The organism is Micrococcaceae bacterium Sec5.1, from assembly GCA_039636795.1.
Classification (GTDB): Bacteria; Actinomycetota; Actinomycetes; order Actinomycetales; family Micrococcaceae; genus Arthrobacter.
Genome location: CP143430.1, coordinates 5,138,566 through 5,160,861, shown reverse-complemented (window position 1 = coordinate 5,160,861; position 22,296 = coordinate 5,138,566). Strand labels below are relative to the sequence as shown.

Sequence of the window (22,296 nt, the reverse complement as noted above, 5' to 3'; positions counted from 1 at the left end):
ACGGAATGGGCTCGACACAACTGCCCCCCGGGACCGATGAAACTCTGGCGGCAACCTCAGCGGCTGTAGCTGCCTCGGGTGAACCCGTAGAGATGGTCCAGTTGCTCGGCCCTGACGGAAAGCTAGGCACCGATCCCGTCTTCTCTGACTATGCCAAGCGGATAGACCCCGAAAAGCTCCGCGTCTTTTACGCCGACATGGCCAGGATTCGCCGTTTTGACCAGGAGGCCACCGCGCTGCAGCGCCAAGGCGAACTCGCTTTGTGGGTGCCGCTGACCGGTCAAGAGGCCGCCCAGATCGGCTCGGCCCACGCCAGCCAGCCCCAGGACTACATTTTCCCCACTTACCGTGAACACGGTGTCGCGCTTGTGCGCAACGTGGACCTTGCTGAATTGTTGAAGCAGTTCCGCGGAGTCTCCAACGGAGGCTGGGACCCGCGGGGGAACAACTTCCACCTCTACACACTGGTGCTGGCCGCCCAAACGCTTCACGCAGTGGGCTACGCCATGGGCATCCAGCGTGACCAGAAGCTCGCGGTTGCCGATGGTTCCAATGATCCCAAGGCTGCAGTGGTTGCCTACTTCGGTGACGGCGCCAGCTCCGAAGGGGACGTCCACGAATCAATGGTTTTCGCTGCCTCGTACGACGCCCCGGTTGTCTTCTTCTGCCAGAACAACCACTGGGCCATCTCTGTGCCTACCGAAGTCCAGACCAAGGTCCCGTTGGCCAACCGCGCCAAGGGTTATGGATTCCCGGGAATCCGTGTGGATGGCAACGACGTCATTGCCGTGCATGCCGTCACTGAATGGGCCTTGGAGCATGCCCGTGAGGGCCGCGGCCCTGTACTTATCGAGGCGTACACCTACCGTGTCGGTGCGCACACCACAGCTGACGACCCCACCAAGTACCGCGAATTGGCCGAAGAGACCGCGTGGCGTGCGAAGGATCCGCTGGAGCGTTTGGAGAAATACCTGCGGACTGAAGGGCTCGCCGATGAAGCCTTCTTCGAACAGGTTCAAGCCGACGGGGATGAGCTGGCCAAGTATGTCCGCAGCACCACGCACGGCCTGGAGGTGCCGAACATCCGCGATTCCTTCGCCAACGTCTATGCCGAAGCACACCCGCTGATTGCAGAGGAACAGGCGTGGTTCGAGGAATACTCGGCAGGCTTCGAAACCGACCAGGAGGCAGCTAACTGATGGCGACCATGACCATTGCCAAGGCCATCAACGAGGGTCTCCGCGTATCGCTGAAGAGCAACCCCAAGTCCCTCTTGATGGGCGAGGACATCGGGCATCTCGGTGGCGTCTACCGGGTGACGGATGGCCTGATCAAGGAATTCGGGGCCGACCGCGTCGTCGACAGCCCTCTGGCAGAGTCCGGCATTGTGGGAACTGCTATTGGGCTCGCATTGCGTGGCTACTCGCCGGTGTGCGAAATCCAATTCGATGGCTTTGTCTATCCGGCCTTCAACCAGATCACCACGCAGCTGGCCAAGATCCACGCCCGCAGCCATGGCCGCCTGACTGTTCCTGTGGTTATTCGGATCCCCTACGGCGGCGGAATTGGTTCCATTGAGCACCACTCCGAATCCCCGGAAGCGTTGTTCGCCCACACCGCTGGCCTCCGTATCATTTCGCCGTCCAACGCCCATGACGCTTACTGGATGATCCAGAAAGCCATTGAGTGCCAGGACCCTGTGATCTTCTTCGAACCCAAGCGCCGCTACTGGCTCAAGGGCGAGGTGGATGTTGAGAATGCTGGTCTGTCAGAAGACCCGTTCAAGGCACATGTGGTCCGTGAAGGTACGGACGCCACGATTGTGGCTTACGGGCCGTTGGTTCCGGTTGCCCTCGCTGCAGCAAATGCTGCAATTGAGGATGGACGCAGCATTGAGGTCATCGACCTCCGCTCCATCTCGCCCGTGGACTTCGACACCATTGAGGCGTCGGTCAAGAAGACCGGCCGGCTGATCGTCGCCCACGAAGCCCCCACATTCGGTGGTATCGGCGGAGAGATTGCAGCCCGCATCAGCGAACGGGCGTTCCTGCACCTTGAAGCCCCTGTGATCCGTGTTGGCGGTTTCCACATGCCGTATCCCGTGGCCAAGGTTGAAGAGGATTACTTGCCGGACATCGACAAGATCCTCGAAGCGCTCGACCGCTCCCTGGCTTACTAAACCGCCCTGATCCAGTCCGGCTTCACAGCCGGGCAGACGGAAATCGAGGACCACTGTGACTGTAAAGAAATTCAACCTGCCGGACGTCGGCGAAGGCCTGACCGAGGCCGAGGTAGTGGCTTGGAAGGTCAAGCCCGGCGACACCGTTGCCATCAACGACGTACTGTGTGAGATCGAGACGGCGAAGTCGCTCGTTGAGCTCCCCTCGCCCTTCGCCGGCACGGTCACCGAGTTGTTGGTCGAAGAAGGCATCACGGTGGAGGTTGGCACCGCAATCATCGCGGTTTCGGACAACCAGCCCGGGGATGCAGCGCCGGTGACGCAGGCTCCGGCGGCGACTCCCGCCGTCGATGCCCCTCTCTACGGAAAGCTTCCTGTTGATATCGACAGTGGCGAGAACGGGCCGGCAGGCGGACCGCTTGTGGGTTCCGGCCCCAAGGCCGACGCCGTGAAGCGCCGTGCGCGCAAGCGTCCAGCCGGTACTGGCGAGCCAACTACAGTTGCGGAAAACGCCGAAGGTACAGTCCAGGACCACCAAGCGGTTTTGGCTGCCCAAGCAGCCCAGGTGCCAATGCCTCAACGCCCGACGTCGGCACGCGCCGCCGTCGCGCCGGTCATGCAATCGCCGGTCACGCCAGCGGCCAGCACTCAAGCGCCCGACGTCACAGCGCGGGATGTCACAGCGCCGGGAGTTTCAGCGCCCCAGACCGCCGCATCACGCGGTGCCGCCATCAGCGGTACCATCAGCGGGCTCGTCAACAAGGTCCTTGCGAAGCCGCCGGTGCGCAAGTTCGCCCGCGATCTTGGCATTGACCTTGCAGACGTCGTAGCCACAGGACAGCGCGGCGAGGTGACCCGCGAGGACCTGGTCAGCTATCAGGCGCAGCGTGACGCTGAGCTTGATCAGGCGGAGTCGTTCTGGGGCGCTTCCAAGAAGCCGCAGGACCAGAGGATCGAGCGTGTACCTGTTAAAGGCGTGCGTAAGGCAACCGCCAAGGCCATGGTGGAGTCCGCGTTCACGGCACCGCACGTCAGCATCTTTGTTGACGTCGACGCGAGCCGGACCATGGAGTTCGTCAAACGGCTCAAGGTTTCGCGGGACTTCGAAGGCATCAAAGTATCCCCGCTTCTTATTTTGGCCAAAGCAGTCATTTGGGCCGCCGCGCGGAACCCCAGTGTCAACGCCACGTGGGTAGCTAACGCTGATGGCAACGGCGGTGCGGAGATCCAGGTCAAGCACTTCATGAACCTGGGTATTGCAGCTGCAACACCGCGTGGCTTGATGGTGCCCAATATCAAGGACGCCCAGGATCTCTCCTTGAAGGAGTTGGCCCTCGCCCTCAACGATCTCGCCACGAAGGCCCGGGCGGGCAAGACGCAGCCTGCCGAGATGCAGGGCGGCAGCCTGACCATCACCAACATCGGTGCGCTTGGCATCGATACGGGAACGCCCATCATCAACCCGGGCGAGGTTGCCATCATTGCGTTTGGAACCATCAAGCAGAAGCCATGGGTCCTGGACGGGGAAGTGATTCCGCGGTGGATCACCACGCTGGGTGGGTCCTTTGACCACCGGGTGGTTGACGGCGACCTCTCGGCCCGCTTTATGGCTGATGTAGCTGCCATTCTTGAAGAACCGGCATTGTTGCTTGACTGATCGCCTGGCCGCCACCAATGCGAGCGAAGGGCCGAACACCGCTTTGGCCGCTGACGAGGCTGGTCACGTGCCTGCCCAGTTGCGGTCAGGACACCAGTTGCTATCAGGACCCTGGCGCATCGTCGCCCAGGTTCTAACGGAAGCCTTTCAGCCGCCGATCGTAGTGACGGCCTTACTGTTGATCAGTTCGGCTATCGAACCGGGGTTTCCCGGGACGATGGGTTTCGGGCTGCTGGGAGCCCTCTTCGTTTGCGTCCTGCCGTTGGCATACGTGCTGGTGATGATCCGTCTGGGCAGAATCACCGATCATCATGTCAGCGACCGTCGTCAGCGGCCCGCGTTGCTGCTGCTTGCCTTGATTTCCGTGCTTGTGGGCCTGATGGTGCTGCAGCTGATCAAGGGGCCGGTGAGCGTTTCACTCATGATCATCGCCCTGATCGGAGGCATTGCCGTTCTGGCCGTGGTGAGCGCTTTTTGGAAGATGAGTGGACACGCTTCGGCAATCGCCGCCGCTGCCGTCATTGTGGTGATGATGTTCGGGCCCGGCTGGCTGCCCGTGTTGGGCATAGTGCCGGCCGTTGGATGGTCGCGCGTGGTTCTGCGGGCCCATACGCTCGGGCAAGTCGTCGCCGGTTCTTTGTTCGGCGGCATCGTCATCGGAGGGTCCTGGTGGCTGCTGCAGGAATGGATGCTCTGAGGCAGGCCGCTCGCGGCGGGGCAGGCCTCCGAGGCCTGCTGCAAGGGCGGCGGCCCCGCTTAGAACGCGGGGTAATTAACCAGCAACGCCTGAAGTTCCGTGGTGGACATGTGGTTTGCCATCTCCGCGCTGATGCCCATAGCCATGGCCGCGAAGGTGATCATTGCGACGCACGCAAGGGAGAGGAACCGCCAGTCCTTGCGCATGATGCTGCCGAAAGTTTCCGGCATGGTCAAGCTAGGGGAAATCATGTTTGGCGCGCTGTCCCAGGAACCGTCGTCGAGCATCGCGATGATGCGGTCATTCGCGCGGTCAAAACGCATCGTGCTGATGCTGTTGCCGTGGCGGGCAAGCAGGATGTCGTGTCCAACGCGCTGGCGCGGCTGCAAAGTAAGCAAGTGAAGTCCCCTGAAGTCAGTTGATGGAGGATGGCTCACGCCATTGGGGGCATCTCAATTTTATAACGATGACTTCTGGTGCCAGGCCTAAATCACGCCAAAAGCCGGGTGAGCCTCCCCACCCGGCGGCGTGATTCAGGTCGCTTATGGTTGGTCGGTCTTGGCGATATAGACATCGCAAGGAGCGTTGTGGGCCACAGTGTTGGCTACGCTGCCAAGGACACGACCCAGGCCTTGCATGCGCCGGTTGCCCACCACGATCAACCGTGCTTCGAGCATTTCTGCTTCCTTGACCAAGGCTTCACCGGGCTTGCCGCGGGCCGCCGAGTACGTGACCTCAAGGCGGTCATCAGACAGGCGCTCCGCGACGGTGCGGGCGACGGCTTCGGCCTCGGCGGCGTCTGACACGATCCACTTGTCCGTCCCGATCTCAACCACCTCGGTCTTGTTGCTGTCGAAAGCGCTCACCACGCGAAGACTGGCTCCAATCCCGATGGCCAGTTGCTGGGCAGCCTTGGCCGCCCTCATCGCCGTCTCGCTACCGTCTACTCCTACAATGACAACCCCGGTCATAGTGCTGCTCCTTCAGTGGTGGCTTTGATGGCCTCTGCGAGAACAGGGGCCAGACGACGTACGCCTTCGGCAATCGTATCCGGCGGTACAGCACTGAAGGCCAGGCGCAGCTTGTTGGAGGGTCCGTCTGCCGGCGAGAAAGCTGCGCCGGGAATGAAGACAACCCCCGCGTCGATGGCCTTCTTCAACAAGGGGTAGGTGTCCACGCCTTGGGGCAGCGTTACCCAGACGAAGAATCCGCCGTCGGGGCGTGTCCACGAGAGTCCGGCCGGCATGTATTCGTCCAAGGCCGTGAGCAGGGCTTTGCACCGTTCTGCATAGAGGCCGCGATAGGTTTCAATCTGTCCCCGCCAGTCGTACTCGCGCAAATATGCCGATACGAGCATTTGGTTCAGAGGCGGCGGGCAAAGCGTGACTGCTTCGGAGGCCAGGTAGAAACGACGCTGCAGGTGGGCAGGCACCAAGGCCCAACCAATGCGAAGACCCGGCGCGAAGATTTTGGAGAAGGATCCCAAGTAGATGACGTCATCTGGATTTGCAGCCCGCATCGGGGTGATTGGGTGACCGTCAAACCGCAGCAGGCCGTAGGGATTGTCCTCCAAAACGATGATATTCGCCTTGCGGCATATATCTACGATCCGCTGCCTGCGTGCTTCAGCCAGGGTAATGCCCGAGGGATTGTTGAAGTTGGGAATCGTATAGAGGAACTTGATGTTTTTGCCCTCTGCCTGAAGCGCTGCGATCCTGGCCTCGAGGAGTTCAGGTACCAACCCGTCGTCGTCCATTTCGACCGGCTCTACCTGCACTTGGTAAGCCTCGAAGGTATTCAGGGCCCCAACGTAGGTGGGGTTTTCGACGAGGACAACGTCGCCGGGATTGCAGAAGACCTTGGTTGCCACATCCTGCGCTGACTGGGAACCTGCAGTAATCACGATGTTCTCAGGCTGGGCGTCCATGATGCCCTCTGCTGCCATGATCTCGCAGATTTGTTGGCGCAGTTCCGCGGTCCCTTGGCCACCGCCGTATTGCAGGGCGGTCATCCCGTCTTCGGCGATGATCCTGGCGGCGGTCTGGCCAAGCTTCTCCAGCGGCAGCGATTGCAGATATGGGTTGCCGCCTGCGAGCGAGACAAGGCCGGGCCGCATGGAGATATCGAAGACGTCGCGGACAGCGGATTGCTTGATGTTGGCGGCCCGCGCGGAGAACAGCTCCTCGTGTGGGTGGGCGGCAGCCGTAGCGGCCCGCTCAATGGCGTCGATGGCTTCAGCGGGCAGCTTGGTGCCGGCATCCAATGTTTCGTGGGTCACAGTGACAGGATACCCCCGAAGGTTGCTAATTAGGCAACATATGTTTTCAAGAACGCGCCGGTTTGCGGTGTTTCCTTTACGCCGGGAACGCCAGGGGCTGGAATGTAGCTATGACACTGCACCGGGGATCCGTGACCAAGGCCGAACTCTTCCACAAGCTTCACGATGCCGGGCCCACGCCGCTGGTCCTGGTGAATGTCTGGGATGCCGCCTCCGCCCGAGTGGTGCAGGAGGCTGGTGCGACGGCGATAGCCACTTCGAGTTCGGCGGTTTCCTGGAGTTTGGGCTTCCGGGACGGTGACCACGTGCCGTGGGGGTTGGCGATGGCGGCGCTGGGGCGGGTGGTAGGGGCAACCAAACTGCCGGTAACTGCAGACATCGAAACTGGATACGGGCGTACAGACGATGAACTGCGGGCCACCGTGCACGGAGTGCTGGATGCAGGCGCGGTTGGCATCAACATTGAGGACTCCGCTGCAGAGCCACTCACGGAAATCAACGAACAATCGCGGCGAATCGCTTTGATCCGTGCCGTGGCGGACGAGCGCGGAATCCCGTTGTTCATCAATGCCCGAACGGACACCTACCTCTCGGGACAGTATCCGGACAGCGCTTACGAAGAGACCCTGCACCGTGCTGAGTCCTACCTTACGGCGGGTGCGGACGGCATCTTCGTTCCCGGCGTCGTGGACCTTCACGTCCTGCATGAACTCTCCAGCAAGATCCCCGCACCCTTGAATGCCCTTGCGGGAGTAGGTGCGCCATCGCCCCTGGAACTTCACGACGCCGGCATACGGCGGGTCAGCATCGGCGGAAATACGGCGAAAGCTGCCTACGCAAAAGTTGCGCGGGTGGCGAAGGAGATCCTGGGGGACGGAAACTGGGCGGGATTGGCAGGCACCCGCAGCCACGACGAAATGGATGCGCTCTTCGCCCAGGGACCCAAGTACCGGCCGTAAGTCGCGCGGTTTGCGGCAGATGAAAGCGCACGACGGCGGAACCTGGCTTTAATGTCTGACCCCACCGTTAGCTTGGAATCAGCAGCAAAGACCGGTAGGCAGGGGAGGGCGGATGGCGAGACGCAGTGTGCAGTTCTGGCGCATTGAGCAACTGAATGGCGATGATCTGCGCTCTCCGTTTCCGGCGCGCCGGGTGGCCGAGGCACTCCAGAGGGCCCAAGAGGCTGGGACCGAGCGGCATTTCATCGGGGCGGACGGCACGGTGTTGCTGGCGCAAACGGCATCATTCTCACCGCATCCGGTGATCCTCTTGGACCGGGTGCGCGACACCAACCTGCCCAGCGTGGGGGACGCACTTGGGCGCCGCAAACCCCTCCCGTTGGCGCCGGGCGACCACCTCCTGGAAACCACCTACTTTGCCTTCCTGAAGCGGAACGTCATCGCCGTGTTGACCAGCGGCAATGGTCCTCGGGCGTCGAGGATGGGAGAGTACCTCGAAGGCATGTTGGGGCTTGAGCTCGGATTGGTCCCGGTGGTCCGTGAGGACATCGAGGAGATCCTCAGCAGGCTTGAGGTGAGTCGCTTCGAGTTCGCGCTTCCCGCTGAACGCCTCTCCGAAAAATTGATGGAGGGTGAATGGGCTGACGTTCTGGACAGTGCCTCACGCTTGATGAACCAGGGAACCTTCCGGATTTCCCTCAGTGTGGGCCGTTCAGGAAGGGCCGAGGACAAGCAGCGGATCCGGGAGCGCATCCAGCAGCTCATTGATCTCTTCCGTAGGGCGGGATCAGTTGAGCACTTCGACTACGTCGTGGCCGAGGGCAAGGACTCCCTGACCGGCGACCGCGAAGTGATTGATCTGCTCAAGGAGCGTTTCGTCTCCCACATCGAAGTGGACCCGGATGTCTTCAACGATCCCCGAAAGTCCACTGCCGAGGCCATTGCCATCCTCAGTAAACAGGCCAGGGATAACGAGGCCTTCTTCGCCCTCACACTGCCGGACATCAGAGGCTCCGCAGATTCGGTCTCTGTGCCGGACATCGTCGCAGGCGGAATGGCAGCAGTGCGTGAGGCGCTGGCGGCGGCCGCTTCAAAGGAAGAACCCACAAAGGCGGAACCGGCCAGCGTGAAACCTGCGGATGGGAAGTCAGCCCAGGGCTCAGAAGGCAGCGCGGATCATGAGCTTGTACGAGGTTGACGTCGAGCGCACCGGCCGCCGCCGGACGGTCTGGAGGTGGTTTCTGCTCCATCCGCCGGCAGACTATGCGTGGGCGATTTTGGCTGTGCTGATGTGGCTTGGCTTGGGGTGGCTCTTGAAGCAGCCGTTGATGCTGGAGGGCGTCGATCCGGGTGCCCGTCGAACCCTGTTCCAGACCCTTGCTACTTTGGCTGGGGCTACCGCTGGCCTCACGCTCACCAGCGTCTCCATGCTCATCAACGTGCTCGGCAAAAAGGCGGCGCCTGGGCAGCGCGAGCTTCCTTTGGAGAAGCTCACCGCCTTTCATCGTCGCCAAATCGGAGAAGTGTTCCTTTTCGCCATCCCGGGCCTAGGCCTGCTGGTGGTTGCTGCCCTCGTCACAGTGGTGTTGGAGGGCGATGGTCCCAGGGGCCTCTGGATTCCGGAGGCGGTTGTCTTCGTTCTCACCTTCGCGTCCGTCTTGGCACTGCTCCGTGTGGCGTGGGCGCTGCGGCGGGTACTCGCCATCGCAACGGCCTGAAGCCACGGCACTGAAACCTCAGCAACCTCAACTAAGTTCCTGCACCGCTAAATCTTTGCTGGCCCCCTGCAACGACTAAGCGGGTTGACAATGTATGTCTCCCGCGGAGGGTCCGACGCGCTATCGCAGGCTCAGCGCCTCAGCCAAAGTCTTGCCATTGACGTAAATTTCGGCCCGGGATGCCCCGCTGGCGGAGACGATGGTGTGCGTTAACTGTGCCTCGATGCGCGGGATGTCACACACTCCACCGGGCTGCAGCGTGCCCCCCAGGTTCACCACCACTGTTGCTCCGCTGACGTATCCGGACTGGAAGTGCAACGAGGAATTAGCCAGTGAATCGTAGAGGCCCGCGCCGGTGTCCAAGGGCATGCCAGCTTCCAGCAATCGGCTGAGCGCCACCGTCAAAGGGTCACCGGGTGCCAGTGCGCCGCGGACAGGCACCAGGCTGTCGTTGCATCCGAAGCGAACACCTCTGGCGCCCCCGTCGTCAACGGCAACGTAGTAGACGGCCGGCCCCAAGTTCAGGTCTTGGGGTACGGTCGCACCCCGGGCAACGGGAACAACAGCCGTCGATGAAGGGCTTGGCGTATCGACGGGTAAAAGCTCGACGCCGGCACTCGGCCCAGGCGTTGCGGCCAATGCCGTGCCACCGTCACCGTCGCCAGAGCCAGCACCATCGGAGCCGGAAATGCTTGAGGGAGTGGCGAGTGCATCCGGACGAGTCGCAGCGCCGCTTCCCGTTGCCGTGGATGTCGAAGACGGAGTGTCCGAAGCCCCATCCGCCGCAGGATCACGCACCGAACCGGATGGGCCCACCACTGGAGCAGATGACGTATCCCCGGCGGAGGGCAGGGTCCCTGGGGCCGAAGTACAGCCAGCCAGCAGCAGACCCAGCACGAGGCAGGCAGCCGGGATCGCCGTCGTACTTGTTGGTCTCCGCCCGGCACGCATGACAGCCCCACGCTCCTGTCCGTCCACCTGTAGTTCAACGTTAGGCCCGTGTGACATGCAGCAAAATGCCGCTACGGTGACGGTTCGGACAAGAGTTGATCACGCTGCCTGCACCAGCCGCCGAAACGTGGACACCGCCAACGCAAATGCCCCCACTCAGCACTGCGATTCGCAGGCATGGAGCGGGGGCATTGAAAGCGAAAAGACTAGGCTGCTGCTTCTTCTTCCTGAACGGCAGTCAGGGGCTCGAAGATGGCCTTGATCTGCTCAACAACCTCAGCGTCGTCCTTCGGGTGCAGCTCAGCGAAGCGGATCATGGAACCCGGGACGGCCAGCTTGACGTCGTCAAGGACCTTGGCGCCGGCGATGCCAACAGCCTTGCGGGCCTCGTCCTGTGCCCAGACTCCACCGAACTGGCCGAAAGCGGTTCCGACGACGGCGGTCGGCTTGCCGGTGAGGGCGCCAGCGCCGTACGGGCGGGACAGCCAGTCGATGGCGTTCTTCAGTGATGCGGGCATGGTGCCGTTGTGCTCGGGGGTGACGAGGAGAAGGGTGTCGGCGTTGGCTGCGGCAGCACGCAGGGCCGCAGCTTCAGCGGGAACCTGGCCTTCGACGTCGATGTCCTCGTTGTAGAACGGGATGCTGCCCAGGGAATCGTGGATCTGGACGTCTACGTTCTCGGGCGCGTTCAGCTGGATGGCTTCGGCGAGCTTCTTGTTGTGGGAATCAGCGCGGAGGCTGCCGACGAGGGTAAGAACGGTGCTCTTTGACATGGTGTCTCCTTTGTAAGTGTTTGGACCTTCACTGATACTAAACGGACCGCGGTCCGGTTTCTATTCCCGGGTCTAGAATGTTTTTTGTGAGCTCGATCCCAATCCAGCCGGACGTGCCTTTTGGTCCGCCTCATGAGCGCAGTGACGCCGCCCGGAATCGCGAACGGCTCCTTTGCGCTGCCCGCGAGCTGGTTGACGAGTTCGGGGTGGAAGCACTCACCATGGACGCGCTCGCCTGCAAGGCCAACGTTGGCAAGGGGACCGTGTTCCGTCGCTTCGGTAGCAGGGCCGGCCTGATGATGACCCTTCTCAGTGACTCTGAATCTGAATTCCAGCGCGGCTTCATGTTTGGTCCGCCGCCCTTGGGCCCGGGCGCCGCACCCAGCGAACGCCTCATGGCCTACGGTGAGGGCCGCATCTACTTCGTCCTGGAAAATGGCGAGCTCCTGAAAGCGGCCGCAACCAATGCCCGCAATCGCTTTGACGTGCCGGCCACTGTCCTTGCGCACCGACATATCGAGGTCCTGCTTCGTGAGGCTGGTATCGCCGATCCGTGGGTCATGGCGATGTCTCTGCTTTCCGCGCTGGACCCGGAACGAATCGTCAACGACGTGCGCGTCCACGGCATCTCGCCGAAGCGGCTCACTGACTCCTGGCGCGAGCTCGTCTCGCGCCTCATGCGATCTTCCTAGCTCAAGTCCACCTCGTTGGCGCTTTCGTAGTCCCCGCCTAAGTTGAACGAGGGTGAGTCTCACAAGGGGAGCCGGCCGTAAGCACCACAGTGCCTGCGACTGTGACTTTCGGCGACAAGTGGCGGTGTTTTTACAGCGCTATTTGAAGGTGAGATGGGCCGCGCCGAAATTGCAGTTATTTATGCATACACTCTGGCAGCGAGCAGCATCTGGGCGAAAAGCGTCCAGGAAGGTACGTCGGGCACTGGTTCGCCCCGGTTGATGAAGTAACCATCCGTATCCTTAGCATCCTCGCAGTGATTCAGGCGCCGGTCAGCTTGGCAGCTCGGTCACGTAGATCCGGGCGCTGCGCCGCTCCTGCACCGCCCTGAGCTGGTCGACTCCCTCGAACTCGTTGCAGAGCAGGAACAAGTGCCGACCCTGCGGCCCGCCGAGCGCGCATGAGAAGCACGGTACGTCAGTCTCGATCCGATGGGTGATCTCGCCGCCGTCGAGCACCCGGACGACTGCTCCAGCGGGCGCGCCCTCGACGCGTGTGTGCGCGAAAGTGTCAGCCGTCTGGGACCAGATACCGCCGGCGGCGTCAATGCAGATGCCGTCGGGTCCAAGACCCTCTGCCCAATTGCGGCGCCCGGACAGGGAGCCGTCGCGCCCGATGTCGAAGGCCGATAGTCGACCGGCGAAGGACTCGGCGACCACGAGCGTCGATCCGTCAGGAGTCACGACCATGCCGTTGGGGAACTCGATGTCGCCGGCTACCTCGCGAGTGGTGCCGTCTGGAGCGACCAAGCGGATCCACCCCGGTGTGGGTTCCGCGCCCCCGGCGAAGTCGAAGTCGGCCCCGTTTACGTAGACGTGGCCGGCCGGGCCGACGATGACCTCGTTGCCTCCCTGCTCGCTGTACCTGTCCGTGGAGCCGTCTGGCCGCACCAGGGTCAGATCCTCGCCGGAGACCAGCAAATCGCCGTCGGGCAACCAGTCGATGGCCCAGCCCATCCTCGTCGGTCCGGATGCCATGACTTCAGTTTGGCCCAGGAGGTCGACGGCCAACACCTCACCGGCACCCCAGTGAGCGAACCACAGGCGGCCTTCGTGCCAACGTCCGGACTCAATCATCGCGAAGCCGTCCGCAAGCAGACGCGGGGCGGGGAGCATCTGTGTCATGGCAACGATCCTGCCCTAGGACAAGCCCGCGGCGCCAGACGTACCGCAACGGCATCCCGATCCCCCGCGAGCAGGCGGTAGCTGCACCAGTACGGGTCGGGCCTGACAGCATCGACCTGGCTGCGTTTCTGGGTCCGCGCAGCCATTCATCGGAGTGGCTGCGGCAGGTCCAGGCACCCACGCGCTCGGTAGTGCAGACGATGATTGACCGGGGCGGACCTGACTCCTGGACAACGTCCTTACATCAGTCTTTTGCTCGAAGCAGGTGGTGCTGGAGCGTCTCACTCATCCAATCGGCGAGGCGATGCGGGGTCCAGCCGAGTTGCTCTACGAGTTCCCGGTAGAGGCCGGGGGCGGCCAGGCCGCGGAATATTGCCTGTGCCTCGTCCAGGGGTACGGTGAGTTCGCCCCCGAGCGCGGCGATCATCGCGTCCATGATCTGGTCCCGGCCTGCGAGTTTGGCGCGCAGCAGCTCCCGCGTCTGGGGGCTCTCGTCGGTAGCAAGGACTGGGCCACCCGAGGCACTACGGCCTGGGTGCGTTTCCACGGACGAGGAACAAACACGGGACCGTTCTTCGGACCACCCAGCGGGAAGCCGGTCGAGGTGACGGTCATCGACATTGCCGTCGTCGTCGACGGACGTATCTCCGAGCATTGGGGCGTTCCGGACCGTTTCTCCCTACTCCAGCAGACGGGTGTACTGAGACGCCTAATGCCCAGCGGCTCTCCAAATTGAGCTCCAAATGGCGGAAAAGTGAGGGGACTGGGATAGCACTCTGTAGTTTGGCATCGGCGTGGGAAGCTCAAAGTTGTAGGCAGGAGGATGTTTACAACAGCAGGGCCCGTGTGAATGCGGCCCCTGTCGGCTGCCCAGGGTCCTCCTCTGCATGTGGTGCCAGGGAGCAGCCAACAGCATCGGCTCGTACTCATCTGTGTCTCGTGGAACTGGGACCACTTTGATCCTTGCCCGCATGATTGCCGCTGACTTGCCCGAGCAAATTGGGGTCAATACGCGGGATACGCCAGGGCTGAGTGCTTGAATGAAATGCATGGTGGACCGCAACATACTGATCTCCGGCGCTGGCATTGCCGGTTCCACGGCCGCGTATTGGCTGGCGAAGGCAGGTTGGTCGGTCACGGTTGTGGAACGAGCGGCCGACATCCGATCTAGTGGCAACCCTATTGACGTACGTGGAGGAGCCGTCGCTATTGCACGGCAAATGGGCATCTGGTCCCACCTGGAAGAGGTCGCGACCGGAGTCGAACGCTTGGTCTTCGTCGACGCCGACGGGCGTGCACAGGCAAAGATCCCCACGCGGCTACGCGGTGGCAGCCCACAGGAGGTCGAGGTCGCACGAAATGAACTCGTCGACGTGTTGCTTGAGAAGGCACACGAGACAAGCCTCATCATCCGGGACGACTCGATCACCGCTTTGCACCAGGACGACAGGGGTATCGACGTCCAGTTTCAGCGGACCCCTTCCCGTCGCTATGACTTGATCATCGGGTCGGACGGACTCCACTCCACCGTTCGCCGCTTGGCATTCGGCCCCGAAGAACGTTTTTCCCGCCCCTTCGGCATGTTCGTCGGTACGGTGCGCGCGCCTGCGCCGATCGAAGATCCGCGCACTGTGCTGTTGTACAACGAACCAGGAACCTCCCTGACCATCCATCCGGCAGGTGGGAAGCCCGGGTTCGCATTCATCTTCCGGGGACAGCACGATTTCGACTACCGGGACGCCGAACACGGCAGACGCATCGTCGAGTCCGCCTACGCCGGCGGCGGATGGCTCACAACGCTCGCCCTTAAGGAATGGGGCGCGTCCGACGATAGGTACTTCGACGCCGTCACACACGTGGACGTACCGCAGTGGGCTGCCGGCCGAGTCGTGCTGCTCGGTGACGCGGCAAGTTGTATCTCGCTGTTCGGTGAAGGATCCAGCAACGCGATCGTTGGAGCCAAGACCCTCGCCGACTCCATTGCCGCGCACCCTGATGACCACACCGCCGCTTTCGCCGACTATGAACACAAACACCACAAACACGTTCGACAGCAACAACGAGGCGCCGGCATCGCATCCCGCCTCCTTGTACCCAAGACCCGGTCGGGCATCACGATACGCAATGCTGCGCTAAACGCCCTTCCCTTCCGGAGCAACCGACGAAACCGAGATTCACAGGGATAAGTGACGGGCTTCCGCAAATGGTCTTCCTAAGCGCGCCACCTTTCGCTGCGCGGCTGAACAGCGCACGACAAGCGCCGTTTGAGGATCCTTCACTGGACACTCATTCCCGCACATCAGCAGTGCCTAGTTGCCTCGGAGTCTCTCTTCGTCAATGAGGTCGGTTGCGTGGTCGAAGTTCATCACCAGGGTCGGGAAGCCTACATCAAGCCATCGTTGAGCCACATGAATAACCGAAATGCTTGTGTTTCTGCTTATCCGGACCATTGGGAAGCCCACTTCGATAACTTCCCAATGAGCTCCCGGGATGGCGTGAGTGAGAACGTCTCCGTAGAACATGCCAACGGCCGCAGCGAGTCAGGTTAGATCTTTCATCGCCTCCGGGTCCACAGTCAGCGCATCAATTACAACAAGGCCCTCGCGTGAGCGGGGAAGGACCACTCGTTTCCCTTGGCAGCAGGTGAGGAGCTCGTCGTAACCGCCAACGTTGATTGGCGCAGGAGAGGGTTTATCAGTGGCAGGCTTGTACTCCGCATAACTCCGGGCCGTGCCAGGAGGGAGTAATTGAAGCGGCTTCGGTCTCGTCCCGGTCAGGCATGCCGTCATGCTACGCGGATATGGTCCTGGAGGGGCACTGCCAAGTAGGCCGGAATCAAGGGGCACTTCAGTGCCCGGTAGAGGATCCCTCAACGGGCGTATGTGAAATCGACTTCGATCTTTTGGCCCGAAGCCGCGCCATCCCGAGCGGGGTTGCGCCGATCCATGAGCGTGGCAGCGCCCGGTCGGCCTCGCCGTGCACGGTCAACGAACCTCTCTCGGGCCATACCAGACGCCCTCCGGTGGGCCGATCGCTCCGGCCCTCTCGCGGGCGTCGGCCAACGTGGCGGAGGAAGCGAACTGCCGGGCCAGGTCGAGATCGGCCATGTCCATCGCAACAATGACGGTGTTCGGAGTCTCCGCGTCGAGGTAGGTTCCGGTGACCACCAGCCCGTGGCGGCGACGCACCGCGTCCAACTCCGGGTCGTGAAACACCGCATCCCATTGGGCGACGTCGGCGACGCGCTGCTTGACCAGCATGATTCCCGCCATGAGAACTCCATAGAAGACGACGATTTTGTTTGCCCATAGTCTTCCTCTAGTTTCGTCGATGTCAAACGGAATGCACGTTCTCTTAAGACGGGGGAGCCAGGACCAGCAAGACGGGCCAGCCAGGACCAGAAATCCGGAGCCCAGTCTCACTTACTCGGCTCCGTGCCCCCAGAGAACCGGCGGCCCATTACGTGCCTCCAGGCCATGGTCACCCTGTTGCAGATTCCCGCCCACCAACGGGCAACCGTGCCCGGTGAAGGATCCTTCACCGGACGGCGAACTGGAAGGGAGCTTGAGCCGGATCATCAGCTTCCCTTAGGCATTCAACAACGACTCGTCGAACCAGACATCTTCGTAGCCGGGTGCTAAGAGGAATCGCCACCCCGGAGGCAACGCGAGATAGGGAAGGACTTCCGGACACCAGGTCGTCAGATGCTCGACGTGCAAGGGAACGAAGAAGTCGTGCGCGGTTCCGAGCTCTTCGCCGCGCCAAATGAACCAGCCACTGGCCCCGGTTGCGGCGGGATGCCTTAGACCGTTGAGGGGTAGAAGATGCGGTGACCGCAGGTTTTCGGAAACTCCTACGTTCACTCCTTGCGAGGGCGGTGCTGGAACAGCCCCGAACCTGGTGGTCAGCTGGATCTGCGCGGGAAGGATCGAATCGTGCATATGAAGAATCTTCGCCTAGGTGTAACCCATACGGCTCAATTGGTGCCCAATTCAATTCTTCAATTAGGCAACATATGCTCAGTACGAACCTGCCCAAGATGCGTATACCCGGTAAGTGCGTGTCCTGCCCGTAGTTTGGTGAGGGTGGTCGCCTGTTCGAGCCAGGCCAGGTCCGGGAGGACCACCACTCTACGGGAGCGATCGGGGACTCCGCCCAACTCCTGCCAGACGGCGGGGTAGACCTTCTTGATCTGATGCCCGGTAAGGGATCCCCCTACGGGCACCCGCGCGGCATCGAACGGTACCAGAGGAACCTTGGCTGACAATCAGATGCGCGATTGAGGAGTGTGCCTGTCAATGATGTCCCACTTCCAAGGAAGTGGAACACCGAAACCGCGGCAGAGCAGGGAGGTCCGCGAAGCGTGATTCCTAGCGAGCAGGAAGGCGCGAGTACATGTACATGTCCTTGCGCTTGCCGCCAATCTCTAGCCAGCTCCTCATCGTCCCTTCACGTACGAACCCGCTGCGCTCGGCTGCGCGCCAGGAGCCCTCATTCCAAGGCTCGACGTAGAGTTCCAGTCGATGAATCCCGGGGTGCGCAAGACCCCAGGCGGCGAGGGCACCTAAAGCAGAAGAAGCAGCTCCCTTCCCTCGATGGGCTGGTGCCACCCAGTAGCCAATGCTCGCCCGGCCTTGGCTGAGGTTCTTCAGCCACAGTCCGATTTGGCCAACCGCCTGATCAGAGGAGGAATCAGCAATCGCGAAGGAGTACCCGGTGCCATCAACTAAGCGCCGGTGCTGTCTTTCGATGAAGGCCAGAGCTGCCTGGCGTGAACCGCTGGCGGGAACCGTCGTGATGGCAGGAATTAGTGGATCGCTCGAGGCTTCCTGGACCACTGGAACATCGGCTGCCGTAAACGGGCGGAGCCTGTAAGGGGACGCAACGAGTACAGGCTGCACCAGAGGATTCATTCTCAGACTCTACGCGGAGCCCCGGGCAGCATGGGAGATACCGAAACTGCCACCGTCCCACTCACAAGGAAGTGGAACATCCCTCAACGGAGCATGGTTAGCTTCATGGGTGACCAGAGTGCTGACAAACCCTACTGATGACCTATGCGATTTCCTGCTGACGGCGCTCCGTGTTTGGAGGGGCCCAGCGTCGTCGTCGGACCACTTCGCTCGAAAGCTGGACTTTGCGGATAACACGGCCTTCCACTCGAAGCGCCACAGCCTTATCGATGCACTGGACAGCGGGGAAGGTTTGGACATCAGTGACTTGCCAGTAGCAATCCGTATCGCTCGTATTGCTGTGACCGATGATTACTACGGCGCCGGGTGGGAGTGGCCTCTTGTCACCCGCTTCTCGGTTGAGGAAGCCCACGCGATGCTCCTTGCCCTGGAAGCCATCTCCGAAGACACGAATGGCTGAATGTTCCGGCCCGCGTCCCCTCCCTGTTCCAATTCCAAGGAAATGGGATACCAGTGACGGCGAAGGCATCCCTTTCGGTGATGAGGGTTTTGGCGCTGCTTTAATGAGCCAATGAACGAGTCGTCCATAATGGATCCTCTTCTCCTCGGCGCCGTGCCCTTGGAGTTTCGCGCGGATGCCAACGCCGCACTCCGTGCTCTGGCGTGTCCAAACCATCCAACTATGTCGCTACTCATCCAAGACACAAACGGCCGGTCTCCGTCCCCCATCAAAATTCACATCTCGGGTGAGTTGGTTCAAATCCCGTACAGGACCTACTACCAGTGGCCGGAGGTTAGTCGCACTCAAAATCTGGGACCAGAGCAATTACTCATCCTCGCAGCTTGGATGTCCAGACACGGTGACGGACGAATCCGCCAAGCGGCTCTCCGGGATCTCCTCGAAGCGAATGCCTCGTGGACGATTCCGTTCGTGGTCCAGCTCTGCGGTGAATACGTCATCGAAATCGGCAACGATCTAAAGCAGTTCTTTGGGACGACGCTAGCTGAGCGACCCGAACTCCAACAGGCCTATGTCCAATTCACCAAGGACAATCCGGCATTCATAAGCCTGACAGTTCAAAGGGCGCTGAGCTACTGGAATGCCTATGATCGATGGCGATTCCACAGGGATCAGTACCCACAGATTGCAGCACTCAACAGTCTTAGGGCTCTGACTAACCCATTCCTTGTATCTTCAAATCGCCCAGAGCTGTGAGATCAGTGGTGCCCGTTTCCAGATCCGATGCCATGGATTCGGGCGTTCGGTAAGGGATCCTTCACCGGGCATCCGTTTCTAGACAAGAAAGGAGGTGCTCCGCACCTCTGAGTGCGCGTCAAACTTGAACGGTGCCCACCGGACGCCCAGCGTCCCCTTGAGGATCGCCTTATGGCAAGACATTGCCGAGTGGCGATCTACTTGGTGCACGCGCCGCCAACGGCCCAGCCACCGAACCTTGAAATACATTTGAGCAATGACATTGCCCCTTGTTGGAGAAGACACCGTCCATCTAGGGCCCGGTACTTTTATGTGGGTCGCCCTGACGCATTTCCTCATCGACCCAGGCCAGGACAGCCAGTCCATTCTCGAGAGCCTGATACAGAGCCCCGGGTATCAGCACGACTATGCATCCCCCTTTCCTCCGGCGACGGAAGTCCGCGCATGGGGCATCCACGGGCGGTGGAGGATTGATGCCATCCATCCGGGTCTGTTCGAGGCATCGACGGCCGAGGCCGCGAGAGCCGAGATCGATGTCTGGGCAAATGACCAAGATTGGACGGACCCGGAATTCTCCCAACCCGCCGATGCCATTCAACGGTTGGGAACCATCTATTCACTCTTGGACTCAGGTCCTGTCCTGAAGCTGCACAATCCCCCGCGTGAAGCTGAACATGACTACGGCTTCGTCACCGGCAGCTTGGGTTTCCACGAGTACATTGTGATTGATCGGATTCTCGGCACGCTCCACGTCATTGTCGCTTCAGATGACTGAGATGAATTGACCTGGCGACCGCCGTTGCGGAGTCGTTCGCAGAAGCAGCGGCGCACGGTAACGGATCCCTAAGCGTGCAGCTAGCCCAGGTCATTGCGCATGCCGAGTGTGACAGCATGTGGTTATGAGCGCGCAACTTGAGGTTCCGCGGCTAGAAGACCTGGATGATCTCGGAATTGTGATCGAGCCGTCCAGCCAGCCGTGGGTGGTATCAGTGATCGCGTGGGCGAACGATGGGTGCACCGTCAAGCTGACCTGGGATGAGATCGCTGGGTCAGCAAGCGTCCGTTGGCGTGACGGTGACGACGTGCGGCTTTCTCTTGAGCGGGAGACAGCATCGAAGATCTCCGTGCGTGACGAGCATGGACGCATAGAGTTCCGAGTGTGGTCCCGCTGTGAGGGACTGGACGGTCTATTGACCGTTCAGGTCGGCGAGCACGTGACGGTGCACGACACGCTTCTACGGACATAGCAGCAGCCAATCAGCCCTGACTAGTATGAGCTTGGACCATCTCTGAGACGACGGGATACGCGGCAGAACTCTAAGCGATTGTCCTTTGCTCGATGGCGCAAGGCTCTTGTGAAAGTCCTAATGCCGGGACCAGTGGACTATCGACCGACATCTTCCCTGCAACGGGATCAGGCCGGACGTACATCTGGCGGAAGGCGTGCCGTGGTAAGCAAAGACGAAGTCATCCGTAAGTTAGTCGTATCGGGCCTAGCCGACTGGGTTTCATTGCATAACGTCGTGTGGTGGGGCACTAGAGGCACAATTAGTCCGGATACGAAGCAGGTAGTCCTGGACGTCCTTCACTCCGTTTATTCGGAGGGGCTCCTGGTGCCTGGAGAGCTCGGGGAGACGGGCTTTGAGGATTGGACGCCTCCGTCAGAAACATGGGTTATTTGGTCAGAGATGGCACTCGATGCTCTAGAGTGGCGACCGATGGGTGAAGGCTTTTGGCTGAGGCTAACGCGGCGAGGAGAGACCCTCGCGCACCAATATGAAGCCGAAGGAGAGGACCTCTCGGACTAGTAGTGGTTCCTTTGCACGACTTGGTGGGCCAGCCATGGGGCCCGTTTATCAAATTATGTGCCCATAAGCCGGTGGTCTTACCGACGCTTCAAGCGTCCGGAAGGGATCGGCCAATGGGCACTTTGACAGGCACGACAGACCGTTGGCCTTGGGCGGCTTCACTACGAGAAGAGGCGAAGGCGGCCATCGAAGCGTTAGCCAAAGCAGCCCTTCCGTGGCCTACAGTGACCTCAGGTTGAACGTGAAAGGGCGGTTTCCATGAGTAGTCCGGCTGCAGGCTGGTACAGCGATCCCAGCGAACCATCACAGCAGAGATGGTGGGATGGGCAGGCATGGACTTCGCACGTAGTACACCGTTCGACAACACCGGTTGCGTTCGACCCATACCCGTCCCGGGGTCAACGACACGCAACTGCTCCGCGATCCGAGGAGCAGTTACACGGCGTGCCACTGGTCATGGCTCATCCGGCCACGGTGCCGGCCATCATCGGGGCGTTCTTCCTGCTACTGGCATACTTGGGCGGCCAGTACGAGTTGTACATCATCATGCGGTGGGCTGTGACTGCGGCGGCAATCTGGGTGGCCGTCATTGCTGGCACCCAGAAAAGAACACTTTGGGCTGGTGTCTTTGTGGCTATAGCCGTTCTGTTCAACCCGCTTGTTCCGGTGTATGCCACGCGGGAGTTCTGGATCCCGTTCGATGTCGCAGGGCTCGTCCTCTTCTGGGTTGCTGGAGTGAAGCTCCGTGCTTCGAAGTCTGCTAAGCCGGAACTCTCACGAAATTTCCAACCAGCGACATCCGCAAACATTGATCCCCAATCCGAAGCAAAAGGCCGACTTCAGATGAATAAGCCGGCGGCAGGTTGGTACGCCGACCCCAACAGCTCCTCCCAACAGCGATGGTGGGACGGTGGAGCCTGGACCCGGCACACGCACGCGCAGGCCGCCGTCAATCCACCAGCGAATCCGGTCGCAGCGACTGGGTTCGCACTGGGAGTTGCGTCCTGTTTTCTATTTTCAATCCCTATATTTGGGCTGATTCTCTCGCTGGCGGCCATTGTGCTGTCAGCTATGGGCCTGCCCCAAGCGTATGGAACGCCAAAGAAGTATCGAATATTTGCGATCCTTGGCCTTATCCTTGGGGGCGTCTACGCGCTCATGGCAGTTCTTTTCCTAGTCACGGGCCGGTGAAGTCCTGAGGGATTCCGTGACGGTTAGTTGGGAACGCCGTTTTGTTCAGGGTTAATAGAGGCGCTTTGGCCGCATCTTTCGAGGACGGTTGGAGGAGCAC

General features: G+C 61.0%; 24 protein-coding genes. 15 read left to right on the top strand and 9 right to left on the bottom strand.

What is annotated here, in order from left to right; all coding sequences use genetic code 11:
* Positions 1–5 precede the first annotated feature (5 nt).
* The 4 genes from pdhA to VUN82_23610 all read left to right on the top strand — a co-directional run bounded on the left by pdhA (position 6) and on the right by VUN82_23610 (position 4,533).
* Positions 6–1,199 carry a pyruvate dehydrogenase (acetyl-transferring) E1 component subunit alpha gene (gene pdhA, locus VUN82_23625; protein ID XAS72024.1) on the top strand — a complete coding sequence of 398 codons (1,194 nt, stop codon included), beginning with the start codon at positions 6–8 and terminating at the stop codon, positions 1,197–1,199.
* A complete protein-coding gene (locus VUN82_23620) occupies positions 1,199–2,179 on the top strand; it encodes an alpha-ketoacid dehydrogenase subunit beta (protein XAS72023.1) in 981 nt (326 codons plus the stop codon). The genes pdhA and VUN82_23620 overlap by 1 nt, the downstream gene beginning before the upstream one ends.
* 55 nt (positions 2,180–2,234) lie before the next feature.
* Complete coding sequence (locus tag VUN82_23615; GenBank protein ID XAS72022.1) at positions 2,235–3,836, top strand: 2-oxo acid dehydrogenase subunit E2; 1,602 nt, start codon at positions 2,235–2,237, stop codon at positions 3,834–3,836.
* A 79-nt stretch (positions 3,837–3,915) separates the two neighbouring features.
* Positions 3,916–4,533: a phosphatidic acid phosphatase gene (locus VUN82_23610; GenBank protein ID XAS74780.1), complete on the top strand. Its 618-nt coding sequence runs from the start codon at positions 3,916–3,918 to the stop codon at positions 4,531–4,533.
* A gap of 59 nt (positions 4,534–4,592) precedes the next feature.
* On the opposite strand, the gene VUN82_23605 is transcribed toward VUN82_23610, so the two are convergent.
* The 3 genes from VUN82_23605 to VUN82_23595 all read right to left on the bottom strand — a co-directional run bounded on the left by VUN82_23605 (position 4,593) and on the right by VUN82_23595 (position 6,811).
* A complete protein-coding gene (locus tag VUN82_23605) occupies positions 4,593–4,931 on the bottom strand; it encodes a hypothetical protein (GenBank protein ID XAS72021.1) in 339 nt (112 codons plus the stop codon).
* Between the two features lie 144 nt (positions 4,932–5,075).
* Positions 5,076–5,504, bottom strand: a complete 429-nt coding sequence (locus VUN82_23600) for a universal stress protein (protein ID XAS72020.1) — start codon at positions 5,502–5,504, stop codon at positions 5,076–5,078.
* Positions 5,501–6,811 carry a PLP-dependent aminotransferase family protein gene (locus VUN82_23595; GenBank protein XAS72019.1) on the bottom strand — a complete coding sequence of 437 codons (1,311 nt, stop codon included), beginning with the start codon at positions 6,809–6,811 and terminating at the stop codon, positions 5,501–5,503. Before VUN82_23595 ends, VUN82_23600 begins: the two co-directional genes overlap by 4 nt.
* 110 nt (positions 6,812–6,921) lie before the next feature.
* On the opposite strand from VUN82_23595, the gene VUN82_23590 reads away from it, so the two are divergent.
* The 3 genes from VUN82_23590 (at position 6,922) to VUN82_23580 (ending at position 9,488) form a co-directional block, all read left to right on the top strand.
* Complete coding sequence (locus tag VUN82_23590) at positions 6,922–7,770, top strand: isocitrate lyase/phosphoenolpyruvate mutase family protein (protein XAS72018.1); 849 nt, start codon at positions 6,922–6,924, stop codon at positions 7,768–7,770.
* A 112-nt stretch (positions 7,771–7,882) separates the two neighbouring features.
* Positions 7,883–8,968, top strand: a complete 1,086-nt coding sequence (locus VUN82_23585) for a hypothetical protein (protein ID XAS72017.1) — start codon at positions 7,883–7,885, stop codon at positions 8,966–8,968.
* Positions 8,949–9,488 carry a hypothetical protein gene (locus VUN82_23580; protein XAS72016.1) on the top strand — a complete coding sequence of 180 codons (540 nt, stop codon included), beginning with the start codon at positions 8,949–8,951 and terminating at the stop codon, positions 9,486–9,488. Before VUN82_23585 ends, VUN82_23580 begins: the two co-directional genes overlap by 20 nt.
* A 120-nt stretch (positions 9,489–9,608) precedes the next feature.
* Here the strand turns inward: VUN82_23580 and VUN82_23575 are convergent, their stop codons facing one another.
* Together VUN82_23575 and VUN82_23570 are read right to left on the bottom strand one after the other, a co-directional pair.
* The gene (locus tag VUN82_23575) at positions 9,609–10,496 is read right to left on the bottom strand and encodes a hypothetical protein (GenBank protein ID XAS72015.1); all 888 of its coding nucleotides are present in this window, start codon (positions 10,494–10,496) and stop codon (positions 9,609–9,611) included.
* 149 nt (positions 10,497–10,645) lie between these two features.
* Complete coding sequence (locus VUN82_23570; protein ID XAS72014.1) at positions 10,646–11,212, bottom strand: NADPH-dependent FMN reductase; 567 nt, start codon at positions 11,210–11,212, stop codon at positions 10,646–10,648.
* Between the two features lie 86 nt (positions 11,213–11,298).
* Here VUN82_23570 and VUN82_23565 point away from each other — a divergent pair, with 86 nt between their 5' ends.
* On the top strand, positions 11,299–11,904 hold the full coding sequence (locus VUN82_23565) for a TetR/AcrR family transcriptional regulator (GenBank protein XAS72013.1): 606 nt from the start codon (positions 11,299–11,301) through the stop codon (positions 11,902–11,904).
* 312 nt (positions 11,905–12,216) lie between these two features.
* On the opposite strand, the gene VUN82_23560 is transcribed toward VUN82_23565, so the two are convergent.
* Positions 12,217–13,068 (bottom strand): SMP-30/gluconolactonase/LRE family protein, encoded by an 852-nt coding sequence (locus VUN82_23560; protein ID XAS72012.1) that lies wholly within the window; start codon positions 13,066–13,068, stop codon positions 12,217–12,219.
* Between the two features lie 304 nt (positions 13,069–13,372).
* Here VUN82_23560 and VUN82_23555 point away from each other — a divergent pair, with 304 nt between their 5' ends.
* Complete coding sequence (locus tag VUN82_23555; protein XAS74779.1) at positions 13,373–13,804, top strand: ester cyclase; 432 nt, start codon at positions 13,373–13,375, stop codon at positions 13,802–13,804.
* A gap of 313 nt (positions 13,805–14,117) precedes the next feature.
* The gene (locus tag VUN82_23550) at positions 14,118–15,254 is read left to right on the top strand and encodes an FAD-dependent oxidoreductase (protein XAS72011.1); all 1,137 of its coding nucleotides are present in this window, start codon (positions 14,118–14,120) and stop codon (positions 15,252–15,254) included.
* A gap of 798 nt (positions 15,255–16,052) precedes the next feature.
* On the opposite strand, the gene VUN82_23545 is transcribed toward VUN82_23550, so the two are convergent.
* From VUN82_23545 to VUN82_23535, 3 genes are all read right to left on the bottom strand, one after another.
* Entirely contained in the window at positions 16,053–16,340 is a 288-nt protein-coding gene (locus VUN82_23545; GenBank protein XAS72010.1) for a hypothetical protein, read from the bottom strand.
* Positions 16,341–16,655: 315 nt separating this feature from the next.
* Positions 16,656–17,009, bottom strand: coding sequence for a hypothetical protein (locus tag VUN82_23540; GenBank protein ID XAS72009.1), 354 nt, complete (start codon positions 17,007–17,009; stop codon positions 16,656–16,658).
* A 429-nt stretch (positions 17,010–17,438) separates the two neighbouring features.
* Positions 17,439–17,981 (bottom strand): GNAT family protein, encoded by a 543-nt coding sequence (locus VUN82_23535; GenBank protein XAS72008.1) that lies wholly within the window; start codon positions 17,979–17,981, stop codon positions 17,439–17,441.
* A gap of 118 nt (positions 17,982–18,099) precedes the next feature.
* Here VUN82_23535 and VUN82_23530 point away from each other — a divergent pair, with 118 nt between their 5' ends.
* The 5 genes from VUN82_23530 to VUN82_23510 all read left to right on the top strand — a co-directional run bounded on the left by VUN82_23530 (position 18,100) and on the right by VUN82_23510 (position 22,196).
* On the top strand, positions 18,100–18,441 hold the full coding sequence (locus VUN82_23530; protein ID XAS72007.1) for a hypothetical protein: 342 nt from the start codon (positions 18,100–18,102) through the stop codon (positions 18,439–18,441).
* A 111-nt stretch (positions 18,442–18,552) separates the two neighbouring features.
* On the top strand, positions 18,553–19,197 hold the full coding sequence (locus VUN82_23525; protein ID XAS72006.1) for a hypothetical protein: 645 nt from the start codon (positions 18,553–18,555) through the stop codon (positions 19,195–19,197).
* Positions 19,198–19,453: 256 nt separating this feature from the next.
* Positions 19,454–19,972 (top strand): hypothetical protein, encoded by a 519-nt coding sequence (locus tag VUN82_23520; GenBank protein ID XAS72005.1) that lies wholly within the window; start codon positions 19,454–19,456, stop codon positions 19,970–19,972.
* Positions 19,973–20,096: 124 nt separating this feature from the next.
* A complete protein-coding gene (locus VUN82_23515; GenBank protein XAS72004.1) occupies positions 20,097–20,444 on the top strand; it encodes a hypothetical protein in 348 nt (115 codons plus the stop codon).
* A 1,005-nt stretch (positions 20,445–21,449) separates the two neighbouring features.
* Positions 21,450–22,196, top strand: a complete 747-nt coding sequence (locus VUN82_23510; protein ID XAS72003.1) for a DUF2510 domain-containing protein — start codon at positions 21,450–21,452, stop codon at positions 22,194–22,196.
* Positions 22,197–22,296 lie beyond the last annotated feature (100 nt).